The organism is Acidithiobacillus albertensis, assembly GCF_001931655.1.
GTDB lineage: Bacteria > Pseudomonadota > Gammaproteobacteria > Acidithiobacillales > Acidithiobacillaceae > Acidithiobacillus > Acidithiobacillus thiooxidans.
The window spans coordinates 661,509-676,996 of the sequence record NZ_MOAD01000001.1; the positions used below are offsets into that span (position 1 = coordinate 661,509).

Sequence of the window (15,488 nt, forward strand, 5' to 3'; positions counted from 1 at the left end):
GCCGCTCAAAAAACAAAACGACCAGGAACTGGGACATGCCGCAGGGGAGTGACTTCGGTTTCAAATAGTACGGTTGTTTCATAAACGTTCTGCTGAGTGCGCGTGATGCGCTGGGCGCGCATGGCAGGACCCTTACCGATAATGACTACCAGACGCCCACCCACCGCCAGTTGTTCCTTGAATGCCTCGGGCAATACGGGCAAGGAGCCGGTCACACAAATGGCATCATAAGGTGCATGCTCAGCCCAGCCGCATGAGCCATCGCCGACATGGAGCTGCACATTGTGAATACCTTGTACGCGCAGATGGCCTTCCGCCATTTGCGATAAATCCGCACGATCCTCGACGCTATGCACCATGCCACTCAGTCTGGCCATAAGTGCGGCCATGTGGCCGGTTCCTGTGCCAATTTCCAGCACCCGGTGATGTTCGCGCAAATCCAGCTCCTGAAGGATACGGGCCTCCATTTTAGGCGTCCACATATGTTCGCCGTGGGCAATGGGCATGGCGTAATCGGCAAACGCCAGATGACGATAGGCGGTCGGCACAAATAACTCCCGCTTGACCTCGGTGACGATGGCCAGCACGCGCGGATCAAGCACATCCCAGGTGCGAATCTGGGTATCAATCATGGTACGGCGCAATATGTCAAAGTCCATAGCTTCAAGGGCTCCAGAGATTTTGGCTCATTTAGTCATGGGTTTCCGGGCAAGTCAATGACTTCCATTGGGCCAGCAGGCAAGAGGTCTTGCCATTGAGCAGATCATTCAGAAAGATTGGCTTGCAACGGTTCCTGTGCTCCAATAGGGACATATCTCATTCAGGAGCTACCTTCTTGGAAAGCCGTGCGCACGCGCTGGTCGCGGTAGTTTTTTTGCTGGTACTTGGCGTCGCGGTCGCGATTGTCGGATTGTGGATGCATCACGGCGAAAAACCCGGGGTCAATTTTGATGTGATTTCGCCCTACAGTGTTACTGGCCTCAGCATTCAGGCGCCCGTGCGATTCAAAGGGGTGAGGGTGGGTGAGGTGACAGCCATCGGTCTGGACCCGACCAATCCGCGCATGATTCGGGTGAAAATCAAAGTCGATAAATCGACACCCATCACCCGGGCGACTTTCGCAGAACTGGCTCCTCAAGGGGTCACCGGTCTCAGCTACTTATCCTTAACCGACAAGGGAACCGATTTTGCCCCCATTACGCACAATCCGGGTCAGGTTGCTGAAATTCCCATGCATCCCAGCTTTTTTGAGGTGCTGTCCCGCAATGGCGAGTCTCTGGTAAACCGCAGCAATGAGTTGGCGGATCGTCTGAATGACCTGCTCAATGACCAGAACCGTGCCCGTTTCGGGCAAACCATGACGCATCTCGATCAGGCTACTCAGGATCTGGTGCAAATGGAAGATGCCATGATGCCGGCGCTCAAGGCGCTTCCCGCCATGGTGGCTGCCACCCAATCCACCATGGTCGCCAGTCATCAACTCATCCAGCATTTAGATACCCTGGCAGTACAGGCGCAAGCCCCGCTGGCGAGTGCTACCCAGGCGGCCAAATCCCTACAAAAATTGGGTACTGCCAGTGAGCAGGCAATGAATACGTTAAATTACCAGACACTTCCCCAGGTCCGGCAATTGACCAGCAGTCTGCTGCATAGCAGTGAAGCGCTGTCCAGCCTCAGCCAGTCCCTTAAACAATCCCCTCAATCCCTGCTTTACGGAACTCAGGGGCCACCCCCAGGCCCGGGTGAGTCGGGTTTTTCTGCAGGAGGTCACTAAGCTCATGAGAGTTGTTCGCATGCCACGTTTATGGGGCGCAGCCCGTCTGGGATTTTTGGGGACCGCTTTTTTGCTTGGCGGTTGTGCCACGGCGACGCCCTGGCAGACGCCCTACAATATCACTGCGCTGCATTCGTCGGTGCCTGTTGAAGCCAAAAATGCACCGCACACCGCTCAAGTCGTTTTGCAACTGGCCTCGGTCAGCGCCCCCTCCTGGCTGGATACCAATGCCTACCAATACCATCTGCTTTATCAGAATCCCCAAATGCTCCTGTCTTATCGGGATGCGCGTTGGGTAGGGACCCCGGCGGAAATGCTGGATATGCGTCTGCTACAGCATCTGCAGCAAAGCCATCACTGGAAAGCCGTACTTTCCGGGCAGTCCAGTGGTGCGGCACAATATGTGCTTCGCCTGCACCTGAGTAATTTCGTGGTAAATTTCACTGCACCCCAGGCTGGTCAGGCGCTGATAGCAGGTACAGCCACTTTATTGAATGACCGTAATTATCAGGTCATCGCCCAGCATGCATTCCAGGAAAGCGTGCCACTGAAAACCGCTTCGGCGGCGGGCGGAGCGGCCGCCATGACCCAGGCTGGCAGTGATTTTGTGGGGGCGGTCAGTGCCTGGGTTGACCAGTATCAGTGAATCAGGTGTGTTTGATCACCAGCACCGGACAGTGGGCGTGGTTGAGCACGTCATTGGCTACAGAACCCAATAGTAAGCGTCCCAGACCACTATGACCATGGCTTCCGACCACCAGCAGGTCGGCCTGATGGGCCTTGCCATAAGCGGCAATGGCTCGGCCAATATTGTCCGCACTTTCCTCCAGCACCATTTCTGCTTGCATCCCTTCGCTGTTCATCGCCTCGTGGAGCTTGTCCATTTCGGCGTGGGCCAGATGCAGCAGTTTTTCCCGAATATCCAGGGTCGGGGGCAGGATTTCCTCAGGCATCTGCAAATTGAGCATTTGCGGGTTGAACACATGGATGACGGTGAGTTTGGCCTGATGCAGCCGCGCTTCCTGAGCCGCAGCCAGCGCGGTAGGCAGCGCCATTTCTGAAAAATCTACGGCCACCAAAACATGCTGCACTGGAAAATTATCCATGATCGTAATCCTTATGGTTGATGAACGGGCGAACTCGCGTTCAGGCGGTCCATCAGTTCGGCTTCATTCATCAGCGTGTTTTCGCTGGCGCGGCGCGCCCGATATTCCCAAACATTTTGCGCCAGTACCTTGTCACTGACCACCACCCGATGGGGCAAGCCGATCAAATCCATGGTCGCAAACTGCACCCCCGGTCGCTCATCCCGATCATCCAGCAATACACCGAAACCCGCCTGCTCCAGACGATCATGCAGAGCCTGAGCAGCGGCGGCAACTTCTGGAAATTTGCGGGCATTGATGGCGACAATGCCCACATCGAAGGGGGTCAGCGACGCGGGCCAGATAATGCCGCGTTCATCAAAATGCTGCTCCACCGCCGCTGCTACTACCCTGGATACCCCAATTCCGTAGCAACCCATGGTCACAGTGGCGTCGCGTCCGCTTTCGTCCAGCACAGTGATTTTCATGCGTTCACTGTAAACCTGCCCGAGCTGGAACACATGCCCTACCTCAATGCCCCGGCGGATGCCCAGCGTACCGGTACTACAGTGGGGGCAAGGGTCGCCAGCCCGGACATTGCGCAAGTCGGCGCTGTCCGGGTAGGAAAGATCACGATCCCAGTTGAGATTCACCCAATGCGTATCCATTTCATTGGCCCCGGTGCTGAAATTACCGACATTCAGGGCGCGATGATCAGCCAGCACCCGAATGGAAGTTTTTAAATCTTTGGGACCGATGAAACCAAGAGGAGCACCGGTAACGGCCTCGGCCTCTTCGGGCGTGGCCATTCTGACTTCGTCCACTTCCAGGGCATGGGCAGCCTTGATCAGGTTCAGTTCGTCATCGCCGCGTAACAGCAGCATGACCGGTTGCTCACCCGCCACGACCAGCACGGTTTTGACGATCTGGCTGCTGGAAATGCCCAGCATGGCAGCCTGTTCGGCTACCGTCCGGATACCCGGCGTCTGCACCCGCGCCGCCTCCAGAGGGGCTTCTACGGGCGCAGCTTTAGCGGGACTGCTGGCTTTTTCCATATTGGCCGCATAATCACAGTGGTCGCAGGACACAATGGCATCTTCCCCGGAATCGGCCAGAACATGAAATTCGTGGGAACGCTTGCCGCCAATCGCCCCGTTGTCTGCTTCCACCGCCCGAAAATCCAGACCCAGGCGGGTGAAGGTCCGTTGGTAAGCGTCATACATGGTCTGATAAGTAATTTCCAGAGAAGCATGATCCACATGAAAGGAATACGCGTCTTTCATGATGAATTCGCGACCACGCATCAGCCCGAAACGGGGTCGGATCTCGTCGCGGAACTTGGTCTGAATCTGATAAAAATTGACGGGAAGCTGCTTGTAGGAATGAATTTCGCGCCGCGCTAAATCGCTGATGACTTCTTCATGGGTAGGACCCAGACAAAAATCGCGCTGGTGGCGATCCTTGAGGCGCAGCAGTTCCGGCCCGTATTTTTCCCAGCGTCCTGATTCCTGCCACAGCTCGGCGGGCTGAACCACCGGCATCAGCACTTCCTGGGCGCCGCTGCGGTCCATTTCCTCGCGGACAATGCGCTCCACCTTGCGCAATACCCGTAAGCCCAGAGGCATCCAGGTATATAATCCCGAGGCAAGGCGGCGAATAAAGCCCCCGCGCAGCAGCAACTGATGGCTGACGAGTTCCGCCTCGGCGGGAGTTTCTTTCAGGGTCGGAATGAAAATCTGACTGGCGCGCATAAAAATCTCAAATGAAAAGGTAGCGCACAGTGTAAGAAAGGCCACAGCACAAAGAAAGAGGTAAAGCTTTTTACTAACGAATCAGGATGACGTGAACTTCAGTACTTCAGAGAAGCCTATGAGTTTATGGATAAGTAAGCAACGCGGAAGCATCCAGTACTGACTTACTCATATTTTGCTGCAAGGGGTCGTTCGGCGATGATCTCTTCTGTGAGTGGTCTGCTGTGTTAGTTATTATCTGTCAATTTTTGGAATAAACCACGGCTTCCTCGTACTGCTTCTTCCGGGTGAAACCGGTGCTGATTATCGGGTTGCTCGCGGCTTTCCATAAAGTCGGCACTGACCCCTTCACCATTAAACCAGCTTTTCCAGGATTCCCCTGCAGGTACCAGGATGCGCACACGACCCAAGGCGACGACATCCACGCGCTTCACATCATTGGGGAAAGCGATGGATTTGGGCAGTCGTACGGCCTGACTACGATTAATTCGAAAGATGGTCGCTTGTTCCATGATGATAATCTCTATTGTATATGGCGCTTGGGATAACCTATCAGCCACGGAGCCTGGGGGCAATTATCAGAGACCCCATAGTCTGCGACGCATTTTCTGGCAGACCTGACCGTACGGTGGCATAATCCCCCGCCAGCAGAAGCACCCGGCAGCACACTCCTATTTGGTGGATACCTATAAATTTGACCAGTCCCAGTCTTAGCGCGCAAAACGCCCACATTATTCTCATCAATTGGAATAGTCTTGCCGATACGAGGCGTTGTCTGCGGGCGCTGAGGGAACTCAGGGATACCCCTGGGCATGTCTGGATTGTAGATAATGGCTCGACGGATGGCAGTGCCGATGCCATAGCAGCCTGGTTAGCTTCTTCCACCTTACCGACTACGCTGATTCGAACCGGAGAAAATCTGGGTTTTGGCGGTGGGTGTAATGTCGGCATCCGCCACGCGCTGGATGCAGGTGCTACCGCCCTCTGGATTCTCAACAATGATGCCATTGTCCACAAGGACGCCCTCAATGCACTGCTGGCAGAGTTGCAAAGCAATGCGCAGGTGGGTGCGGTCGGCTCGGTCATTTATGATCTGGACCACCCGCAAAAGGTGCTGGTCTGGGGCGGTGGTCATGTCCTGTCCTGGTTGGGGCTGGCGCATCATGCCAAACGCGCGCTTCCCGCCGCACGGCTGGATTATCTGACAGGAGCCAGCATACTTTTGCGCCGCGAGGCGCTGGAGCAAATAGGCCTCTTCGATGATGATCATTTTTTCATGTACTGGGAAGACACCGACTTGTGCTACCGCCTGCGGGCACAGGGCTGGCAACTGGCGGTGGCCGCCGATTCCCATATCTGGCATCAGCACTCGTCCAGTCTGGGGCACGATCATCCCCTGAAGGATTATTATGTGACGAACTCGGCGGGGCACTTTTTGTCCCGCTATGCGCGCTTTCCACGACTGAGCTGGACGCTGGGTTCTCTGGTGCGCATCAGCAAGCGTTTACGTGCCGGCCAATGGAACAATATTCGTGCCATTTGGGAAGCGCGCAAGGGCTTGGCCTACAGCGAACAGGTGCCCACGCCGGTACCCTTGCCGCAAACCGAAAGGCGCCGCACCGTGCGCGTCGCCATAGAGGCCACTACCATGCAAGGACGTCCAGCGGGTATTGGTCATTTTTCCGAAGAACTCATTAATGTCCTGATCCAGACCCCGGCCGTAAAGCTGACCTATTTCACGACCACCGGCTACTCCGACCAACCCCCGCATCCTGCCGGATTGCACATTCCGCAACGGGGTGCGTGGAAAAAGAAAATTCCACTGGGCCGTGAAGTACAATTTTTTCTGCAGGGATGGCAACTGGAGCGCCTCAAAAAGCGCTGGCGACCGGAAATTATTTTGGGTATGAACTACGTGCTGCCCAAGGGCCGTTCTCCACAGGTGCTGGTGGTGCATGACCTTTCGCATATGGACATGCCGGAGGCGCATCCGCCGGGTCGGGTACTGTTTTTAAACCGTCACCTGCGTCCGGCTCTGGAAAGAGCCAATGCCGTGGTGACTATCTCGCATTTTACCAAGGGCGAACTCCTGAAGCACTTTCCGGAGTTGGCAGGACGCATTCATGTTCTGTATCCGGGCATTTCCGTGCGATTTTCAGCGCCTGTGAGCGAGCAAGCCCGGCGGGCATTACGCGTCGCTCTGGATGGAGATCCGCGCCCTTATTTTCTTTTTTTATCGACGCTGGAACCCCGCAAAAACATGGAGCGACTGCTCCTTGCCTATGAGGGTCTGACAGACCGCATCAAACGCCAGTATCCCCTGGTGTTGGTGGGTCAGATGGGCTGGCAGGAAAGTCGTTTTGCCCCCATCCTCGAACGCATGCAGGCTCGCGGTGAAATCGTCCTGCTGGGCTACCTGCGTGATGAACTCTTACCCGCCCTATTGGAGCGGGCGGTGGCCCTGATTTATCCCTCCCTCTATGAAGGTTTTGGTTTGCCGCCCGTAGAAGCCATGGCGAGTGGTTGCCCGGTATTAGCCGGCAATAGTACGGCTATTCCTGAGGTTTGTGGCGACGCCGTCCTTTACTGTGATCCGCTCAGTATAGAATCCATCCGCGACGGCATGACCCGTCTGGTGGACGATAACGCATTGCGGCAACAACTGATTCAAGAGGGCAAAGTGCAGGCGGCGCAATATCACTGGCAGAGGGCAGGGGAGCAGATGCTGGGGATACTGCGGGAAGTTGCAGGGCGTTAAAAACTCCCGAACCGTATTGTTCGAGCTTCATAATAATCACAGTCTGATTTGTCTTTGCGACAAGCGTTCCAGCGCTGCGCTAAGTTACCCTGGTTTTGCGGTGATATGATGTAAAAATGGCACGAAGGGTCTAGTCTGTGAGCATTTTCGCTAAAACTGCTGAGTTGGGAGGGGCTTCCATCACCTAACACAATGCAAATTGGAAATAATTTAGTAGTATTCTTGTGGGGATATCGGAAAATAGGGCTTCATACCTGAAATAAAATGAGTTTGCAGATACGATTCACCAAGTTTGTTCAAATCGGTAGCTGAATTTGGATATTTAAGCTTATTTGACGTACTCCATTAACTTGTCCAGAATCATGCCCCACCAAAGATGGAGGATCAATGCAAGCGGACCAACCCCCTTTTATGCCCATCACACAGCCCCCGGCTATTCATGTCCTTGCCGCACCACAGCGGGGTGCTGCTTTGCTGGTGGTAGAGAGCCACGGTTACCATTACCTGGTCACCGGCAATACCCTGCTGTCCGACCAGCGTATCCACCGAATCCTCGCTGAGGCCGCCAACCCCAAGATGGCTGTTGGTACACTCTCGACGGCTTACCGCAAGGAGGGCTACTTTCTGGTGGCCGTTAAAGCTGCGGTAGAAGGGGAAAATATCCACATCATGGTTGTCCAGGGTCAGCTCACGGACAAAAAAATCGCCTCCGGTCTGGGTTGGTTCTACACCGGTCTGAGTGGCGAAAGCCTCAGCGAATCCACCATCATCCGCCGCAATATCCTCGCCGACGCCTACAGCACGCGCAACGGCCATCAGATTCAGGTGGGCTTTGCTCCAGCGAAAAGTCCGGGCGGCTCCACCCTGAGCGTGCAGCAGACGCCCCTGCCGGGCTATCGGTGGCTCGGTGGCAACCTGCTCTTTGGCAACTATGGCAGCCGCTACACCAGCAACTACGTGGCTGGTGGCAGCGTCTACCTCCGCCCCGGCGCAGGTTTGGAGATTGACGGCAACTATACCAACGGCATCCCTAGCCTTAGCAAGGATAGTGTCGGTAGCACCTACTACCAGGGCTCCGTCGGCATCAATTCCATCACCCCCTGGGGGACCTACGGTTTCACTAGTCAGTGGACCCATTACCGACTTGGCCAAACCGCTCCCTATTACTTCACCGGCAACATTGTCAGCTACACGTTGAATGGCAGCCAACTCCTCTACGCTGACACCAACAGCCGCTTTAGTGTTAACGAAGGCTTTAGCATCGTCAGTAACAAAGTCACCGTTCTGCAAGGGGTGTACACCCTCACCAAGCAGAATTATGACTACTACACTCTGGGAGCCAACTATAGCCGCATCGTGCATCCCTTCGGCATGACCGGCAGCGCGATGCTAGGGTTTAATTACAACCAAGGGGTCACCGGTTACCATGGCACGTTCATCAACGCTCCCAGCGCCCCGTCGCCGAAGTTCCGCTATCTGACCTTCAACACCAACTACACCCAGAGCCTGCCTTGGGGCATGAGTGCCCAGTTCACCGGCAACGGCCAGTGGGCCTTCAATACCTTGCCGCAAAATCAGCAGTGGGTGGTGGGTGGCTTTGGCAGCGTATCGGCCTACTACCCGGGTATTCTCGTGGGCGATAGCGGTTACTCGGCGCGTCTTGCCCTACAGAGCCCGGCTGTCCACCATTATGGTATCAGCGCCACCGGCTCCCTATTTTTCGAGACAGCGGGCGTGACCAGCTACTATCTGTCGCCTGGGCAGGCCCCCTGGCAAAATCTTTCAGACGTGGGCGTGGGTTTGAACCTCAATACCCGCTGGGGCACAAGCATTTCCGTGTTGAGTGCCTTACCGGTGGCCCATAGCGTCTATCCTGCCAGCACTGTCGAGAATCTCCGAAAAAATCGGATCGAAGCCTATTTCATTCTGCAACAAAGCTTTTAGAGGAAAACTATGCGCCTGGCTCCTATTCTGCTCGCTCTATCCCTGATACCTGGTACCGCATTGGCAGCTGACCTAGCTACCGTCAATGGTCAGATTCTTACCGAGGCCCAGCTTGTAGCCGCCAACCCGGCCGCCAAAGGCAATCCGGCCATCGCCAAGGAAACCCTGCAAACTCTTATCAACCGCACATTGCTTCTGCAACAGGCCAAAAAAGAAGACATCGAGCAGAGCGCAGGATTCCGGCGAGCACTGGCCAAGGAAAAAGAAAATCTACTTATCAGTGAGGCGTTGGCCCATTATTTTGCCAAACACCCCATCAGAGAAAAGGAAATCCACGCCCGCTATGAGGACCTGGTCAAAACCGCGCCCAAGCGTCAATTCCGACTGCGCGAAATCATCGTGCCCAGCTACGCCGATGCAGAGAAAATTATTACGGATCTCCAAAAAGGCCAGAACTTCTCAATGCTTGCTGCCGACCACTCTCAAGGCCCCAACCCCACCTTGGGCGGTGAACTGGGGTGGCAGGCTGACAATCAGATCCCGGCTCCCATTCTCGCCCATATCCGCGAGGCAAAATCCGGCGAGGTCATCGGCCCGATCTCGGTTCCCGAGGGCTTTGCCGTCGTCCAGGTACTTGGTGAGCGGCCTGCGACTGTCCTCCCCTTCAGCGCCGTCTCCGCGCAACTGGAAGCGGAACTACGCAATCAGAAAATCGCCGAATATCTGCAAAAACTCCGTTCCCAGGCTAAAATAGCATTGGATACTGTCGCCAGCACATCATTAGAGGCCAAAAAATTATGAAGGCTGCCAAACCCTGTCTTATTATTACTGCTCTGCTCGGACTGGCGGGCTGCGCCGCCGGACCACAGGTACAGGTAAGCGCCCTGAGCGGTACTCATTACGCCCCCACTTCGCTGGTGGAAACTCTCAGCAAAGCCCCAGATCGCCCCTACACCGTAATCGCCAAGATCCACGCTGAGGCACCAAGCGCCACCCCACCTGCTCAGGTCATCGCCATCATCGAAAAGCGCGCCGCTGCCTTGGGCGCCGATGCCGTGATTCTCCACAACGAAAGCCGCAGCAGCCCCGCCCAGGTCCAGTTCAACCCTTCTGGCGGCAACTATCAAAACCTTTCTCCACAGGTCACTCCCATCTATAGTGGAGAAGCTATTCGGTGGTCGTCCAGTCGCAAATAACGACGAATTCTTTCCGGTAAAGTACTAAGTCCATTATCAGGAACCAAAGCGATCTACACGCCCAAACCTAGAGTGATTATCATGACTAACGATGCATTTTCCCACCTCAGTACTGCAGCATTTCAAGTACCGCTTCATCAAAGTTCCATCACTGCCTGGCAGGGGCATATTCCTTTCGCACTCTGGTGCATGGAACAATGGCGTCCAAAGATCTTTGTGGAATTGGGAACCCACCTTGGAGATTCCTATTTTGCTTTTTGCCAAAGTGTTAAAGAGCATAGTACTGGCACACAGTGCTTTGCGGTCGACACCTGGCAGGGTGATGCCCATACTGGATCTTATGGCAGCGATATTTACGATCATGTCCTGTCACATAATCAGCAGCAGTATCAGGATTTCTCCCATCTGTTGAGAATGACTTTTGATGAGGCATTGGATCAGTTCGCAGATGGAAGCATAGATCTTTTACACATTGATGGCTTGCACACCTATGATGCAGTGCGTCATGACTTTGAAACTTGGTTTCCCAAGTTAAGTCCTCAGGCCGTGGTACTTTTTCATGATAGTAACGTCTATGAAAAAGACTTTGGCGTCTGGCGCTTCGTGCGTGAACTTGATGCGCGCTTTCCGCACTTCCATTTTTTCCATAGCCATGGCCTGTCAATATTCACCGTAGGCGAAAAAGCTCCAGAGAAGGCGCGCTGGCTTGCTGGGCTATCACCCAGCGAAGGAGATGATTGGCGTTTAGTATTCTCTCGCTTGGGCGACTGCACCGTTCAGCGCGCACAAAGCTATTTTCAGCAAATGCAATTCCAACATGAACTGCAGCAGCGGGATGAAACCATTCGTACCTTGAGCCAAAAATAGAAGACTGTGGAGATCAACAAGCTGGTGCGGCAATTGGCTGGTAAAGGCAAATATGTAATTTATCATGGGCTTCGTTCGCTGTATCGGGCGCTGCCGCTCAGTGTGGAAATTAAAATAGCTGTAAAGACCAAAGCCATGCCTTTCGTGCAGCGGTTGGCTGGCATCCCGGGAGTTTGGCAAGACGCACAAAAGACCCTTTCCGCCTTGCAATACCGTATATTCTCCGACAAGGATACCGCCCGGCGCCATTACCAAACTATGCTCTATGACTTTTTGGGCGCCGGGCAGCCTATCATCCTGCCGTCGTCTCCGAATCCGCGTCTCAGCGTAGTTATCGTTCTCTACAATCAGGCACCGCTTACCTTAGCCTGCTTGCAGAGCCTTGTGGAGCATCTCCCTAACGAATGTGAAGTCATACTGATCGACAACGCCTCCACGGATGCAACTGACGAACTCCTGCAGCGCGTGGATGGCGCAGTCGTCATCCGGAACGAGCACAATCTGCATTTTTTGCGCGCCTGCAACCAGGCACGCGATCTAGTCAAAGGGGAGTATCTGCTCCTCCTTAACAACGACGCGCAACTTCTGCCAGGTTCCGTGGAAACGGCCATTTCCATATTGGCAGAAAATAGCCATGCTGGTGCTGTAGGAGGCAGGATCATCAATCTCGATGGGCGGTTGCAAGAAGCCGGCAGCGTTATTTGGCAGGATGGTAGTTGTCTGGGCTACGGGCGAGGCGAGCATCCAGATCGGCCCGAATATCGCTTCCGTCGTCCCGTTGATTATTGCTCCGGGGCTTTTCTCCTGACACGAACCGCCCTCTTTCAGGAAATGGGCGGCTTTGATGAAGCCTTCGCTCCGGCCTACTATGAGGAAACCGACTATTGCGTCAGGCTCTGGGAAAACGGCTATCAGGTCCTCTATGATCCGGATGTGGTCCTCTATCACTTTGAGTTTGGCAGCGGGGGCAGCGCGCATGCCAATACGCTGATGGAACGCAATCAATCTATTTTTGTGCGGCGACACCCTGCTTTTGTGCAAGCCCAGTATCCGGTCGATCCCAAGAATATCCTGCTCGCGCGCAGCCATTCCCCTGAACTACGCATCCTTTATGTGGATGACCGAATTCCTCGCCCCCGCTATGGTTCCGGGTTCCCCCGCGCCTGCCGTATTGTTCAAGAACTCTCAAAGTTGGGATTGGTCACGATTTACTGTACCAACCATGCCCACGAAAGCTGGGAAGAGATTTATGTCGATATCCCGAAAGAAATTGAGGTCATGCGCGGTCAGGATGCCTCCGGGTTGCTGTCCTTCCTGCAGGAACGCACCGATTATTACGATATCCTCTGGGTCTCACGCCCCCACAATATGGCCCATATCCTCCGCCTAAAAAAAGCGGGCCTTATCAGTGCCAATACACGCATCATCTATGATGCCGAGGCGCTGATCAGTTTTCGCGAACAGGAGCGCGCCATACTGCAAAACGATAAAGTTAGCATCACAGAGCCAGAGGAAATGCGGCTGGCGGCTGCAGCCGACCTCGTGTTGGCCGTATCGTCTGCTGAATCAGATCAGTTTCTAAGTGGAGGCGTGGCGCAGTGCAGCGTGCTCGGGCACTGTCTACAGGTGACACCCACGCCCGCAAGCTTTACTGAAAGATCCGGTTTTCTGTTTGTCGGCGCCTTGTCTAGCCTAGACTCTCCAAACGCGGACAGCCTCCTGTGGTTCAGCAAAACGGTATGGCCCATCATCCAGCAGGCCCTGGGCGGCGCCGCGCAGCTTGATGTTGTTGGTTACACACCCGATCCCGAGCTTTACGCCGGGCACCTTGCGGAAGGTATCCGGCTGGTGGGGACTGTTTCTGATCTGGCGCCCTGGTACAACACATCACGGGTAGTGATCATTCCAACCCGTTATGCCGCTGGCATCCCCCTCAAGGCACACGACGCCGCAGCCCACGGCGTACCTCTGGTTGCGTCGATATTGATTGCTAACCAATTAGGATGGAAAGACGAGCACGAACTCTTGCAGGCTTCGTTAGATCCTAACGTATTCGCCGCAGCCTGTTTGCGCCTCTACCGCGAAGAAGCGCTCTGGAACAGGCTACGCTGTAATGCGTTACAAACGGTCATCCGCGATACCGATGCCGCCCGCTTTCGCACGACCATAGAAAATGCGGTAAGATCCCTCTAACGTCCATTGCGACTCGCGCCACCCCGGAGAATGAAAGAGAATGGGAGTGGGTGGCGGCGGATTGAGATCGCACGAAATTTTGGTGACTTGATCCCGTTTCTAACGTGACCCTCCGGGCCGACTCGTACCCCGGATTGCCTCCATGAGAGCGCACATTAAGAGGACCGCCTGTGGCTTGCTGCAGGCAGGTTGATACGGCATCGGCCTGTGCCATCATTGGTAACCCGGATGGCACTGTGGAGGTAGAGCGCCGTCAGTTTGGCAGCTTCAAGAAAGACCGCCGGGCCTTGGCGGATTGGTGTGCGACCTGGCAGCCGGATGCAGTGGTCATGGAGAGTACCGGGATTTACTGGAAAAGCCCCTATGCAGCCTTGGAGCAGGTCGGCATTCGTGCCCAGGTCGTCAATGCCCGTCACGTCAAACAGGTGCCCGGTCGCAAAACCGATGTTGGCGATGCGGAATGGCTGGCCATGCTGGCGCGCGCGGGCTTGTTACGCGGTTCCTTTGTCCCGCCGGCGCCACTGCGGGAATTACGCTTGATTGCCCGCCAACGCCAGAAGTTGGTCGGCATGCTGGCCTCCGAAAAGAACCGGCTACACAAGGTGCTGACCGACGGGGGGATCCGCCTGGGCGTGGTGGTCAGCGACATTCATGGTCAATCAGCACGCGCCATGATCAAGGCGCTGATTCAGGGCGCCACGCCCCAGGAGGTACTGTCCCTGGCGAGCCATCGCCTCAAGGCCAGCCGGGAGGAGATTCTGGACGCGTTGCAGGGCGATTTGAGTGCCTGCCATCGTTTTGTTCTGGATGAAGTGATGCACCATATCGAAGCCCTGGAAGCGCAGATCGCGCGCTTCGATACCCGCTTGCTGGACGGTTTGGCCCCGCAACAGCATGCACTGGCAGGGAATCCTTACGTGCGCCGCGTCTTGTGCGAATGCGCCCATGCCGCCAGTCGCACCCAATGCGCCCTGCGCGCCAAATTCCAGAACCTGGTCGTGCGCCGAGGTCATAAACGATCCATTATCGCCTTGGCCCACAAAATGCTGCGCATCATCTACTTCATGCTCTCTCGCGGCACATATTACCGGGACGCCGCCACCGATTATGAAGCCTTGAGCGTACAACGTAATGCCGCACGCTGGATCAAAAAGCTGATCAAGTTCGGATTCCTACCCGATCCGGCATAACCGCTTTCAGATCCCGTCAAATGGTCCTCACAGGCCAGGGACTTCTGTGCCCGTAATCCCATTTCTTTCATATTAATGGAAGCCATCCGGCCCGCGAGCCGTGTCCAAGGCCGCAACGCACTGCTTTTCCGCACCAAAACACTGGTTGCATTCGGGGAGAGATCATCCTTTCTGAAACTGCACACGATCCATCGCCATGGGACATCTCATGGTCATAAGAACCAGTGAGATTCTCACAGAACGGGATGCGGTATAAAAATGTAGATTAAGCATCGTGCTGATCAGGTTCTTTGTTGCGAATTTGACACGCGCCATGGTTTTGGCTACCCTGAGCGAGAAATTTAAATAACATGCTTACGGTGAGTCCGTACCTGAAGTTTGACAGATTGTTGTAAGCCTACGGGCATATAGAGCAATACGCCTCATGAAGTAATGGGGGCGAGTGAAGACCGCATGCCGTCAGTGGATATCGGCACGGCGCCGTGCTGGAGATTGTTTACCAGTTGCGGTATGTGGTGGATGGCTATTTCGGTCATCCTTCAAGGCCTTGAAGTACCACGTGGTATCTTTATCCTAAGAGCAATAATGTTTAGTTAGTAACGATCACGGCGCACGGGTTACAGGGAACCCTTAATGGATCGCCTCTATCCCTGATTGGATATGAACTCATTTTTCGGCGCACTCCGCGTGGGTTACGCTTACCCCGACTGGTAACAGCGCGACCGGAAGC

The 15,488-nt window shown here is 55.0% G+C and carries 13 protein-coding genes and 1 pseudogene; 9 read left to right on the forward strand and 5 right to left on the reverse strand.

All coding sequences use genetic code 11. The features are described from left to right. Positions 1-5: 5 nt before the first annotated feature. A complete protein-coding gene (locus tag BLW97_RS03540; protein ID WP_075322337.1) occupies positions 6-659 on the reverse strand; it encodes a protein-L-isoaspartate O-methyltransferase family protein in 654 nt (217 codons plus the stop codon). 176 nt (positions 660-835) lie between these two features. On the opposite strand from BLW97_RS03540, the gene BLW97_RS03545 reads away from it, so the two are divergent. After that, positions 836-1,774, forward strand: coding sequence for an MlaD family protein (locus BLW97_RS03545; protein WP_075322338.1), 939 nt, complete (start codon positions 836-838; stop codon positions 1,772-1,774). 4 nt (positions 1,775-1,778) lie between these two features. Further along, positions 1,779-2,420 (forward strand): ABC-type transport auxiliary lipoprotein family protein, encoded by a 642-nt coding sequence (locus BLW97_RS03550; protein WP_077218188.1) that lies wholly within the window; start codon positions 1,779-1,781, stop codon positions 2,418-2,420. Between the two features lies 1 nt (position 2,421). On the opposite strand, the gene BLW97_RS03555 is transcribed toward BLW97_RS03550, so the two are convergent. The 3 genes from BLW97_RS03555 to vapB all read right to left on the reverse strand — a co-directional run bounded on the left by BLW97_RS03555 (position 2,422) and on the right by vapB (position 5,122). Next, positions 2,422-2,880 carry a universal stress protein gene (locus tag BLW97_RS03555; protein WP_075322339.1) on the reverse strand — a complete coding sequence of 153 codons (459 nt, stop codon included), beginning with the start codon at positions 2,878-2,880 and terminating at the stop codon, positions 2,422-2,424. A gap of 11 nt (positions 2,881-2,891) precedes the next feature. Then, positions 2,892-4,610, reverse strand: a complete 1,719-nt coding sequence (locus tag BLW97_RS03560) for a proline--tRNA ligase (protein ID WP_075322340.1) — start codon at positions 4,608-4,610, stop codon at positions 2,892-2,894. 227 nt (positions 4,611-4,837) lie between these two features. Further along, positions 4,838-5,122: a type II toxin-antitoxin system VapB family antitoxin gene (vapB, locus tag BLW97_RS03565; protein WP_024894098.1), complete on the reverse strand. Its 285-nt coding sequence runs from the start codon at positions 5,120-5,122 to the stop codon at positions 4,838-4,840. 182 nt (positions 5,123-5,304) lie between these two features. Between vapB and BLW97_RS03570 the strand changes: the two genes are divergently transcribed. The 7 genes from BLW97_RS03570 to BLW97_RS03600 all read left to right on the forward strand — a co-directional run bounded on the left by BLW97_RS03570 (position 5,305) and on the right by BLW97_RS03600 (position 14,758). Beyond that, entirely contained in the window at positions 5,305-7,368 is a 2,064-nt protein-coding gene (locus tag BLW97_RS03570; RefSeq protein WP_075322341.1) for a glycosyltransferase, read from the forward strand. Between the two features lie 387 nt (positions 7,369-7,755). Continuing rightward, on the forward strand, positions 7,756-9,312 hold the full coding sequence (locus BLW97_RS03575; RefSeq protein ID WP_075322342.1) for a ShlB/FhaC/HecB family hemolysin secretion/activation protein: 1,557 nt from the start codon (positions 7,756-7,758) through the stop codon (positions 9,310-9,312). A 9-nt stretch (positions 9,313-9,321) separates the two neighbouring features. Next, positions 9,322-10,113 (forward strand): peptidylprolyl isomerase, encoded by a 792-nt coding sequence (locus tag BLW97_RS03580; protein WP_075322343.1) that lies wholly within the window; start codon positions 9,322-9,324, stop codon positions 10,111-10,113. After that, the gene (locus tag BLW97_RS03585) at positions 10,110-10,508 is read left to right on the forward strand and encodes a YajG family lipoprotein (RefSeq protein ID WP_075322344.1); all 399 of its coding nucleotides are present in this window, start codon (positions 10,110-10,112) and stop codon (positions 10,506-10,508) included. Before BLW97_RS03580 ends, BLW97_RS03585 begins: the two co-directional genes overlap by 4 nt. A gap of 81 nt (positions 10,509-10,589) precedes the next feature. After that, positions 10,590-11,375 (forward strand): class I SAM-dependent methyltransferase, encoded by a 786-nt coding sequence (locus BLW97_RS03590; RefSeq protein ID WP_242947825.1) that lies wholly within the window; start codon positions 10,590-10,592, stop codon positions 11,373-11,375. A gap of 6 nt (positions 11,376-11,381) precedes the next feature. Next, positions 11,382-13,568 carry a glycosyltransferase gene (locus BLW97_RS03595; protein ID WP_143214833.1) on the forward strand — a complete coding sequence of 729 codons (2,187 nt, stop codon included), beginning with the start codon at positions 11,382-11,384 and terminating at the stop codon, positions 13,566-13,568. Positions 13,569-13,738: 170 nt separating this feature from the next. Beyond that, positions 13,739-14,758 (forward strand): IS110 family RNA-guided transposase, encoded by a 1,020-nt coding sequence (locus BLW97_RS03600; RefSeq protein ID WP_075322347.1) that lies wholly within the window; start codon positions 13,739-13,741, stop codon positions 14,756-14,758. A gap of 78 nt (positions 14,759-14,836) precedes the next feature. On the opposite strand, the pseudogene BLW97_RS19935 reads toward BLW97_RS03600, so the two are convergent. After that, a pseudogene (locus BLW97_RS19935) lies at positions 14,837-14,956 on the reverse strand (IS1595 family transposase); the annotation flags it as partial. Positions 14,957-15,488: the final 532 nt, after the last annotated feature.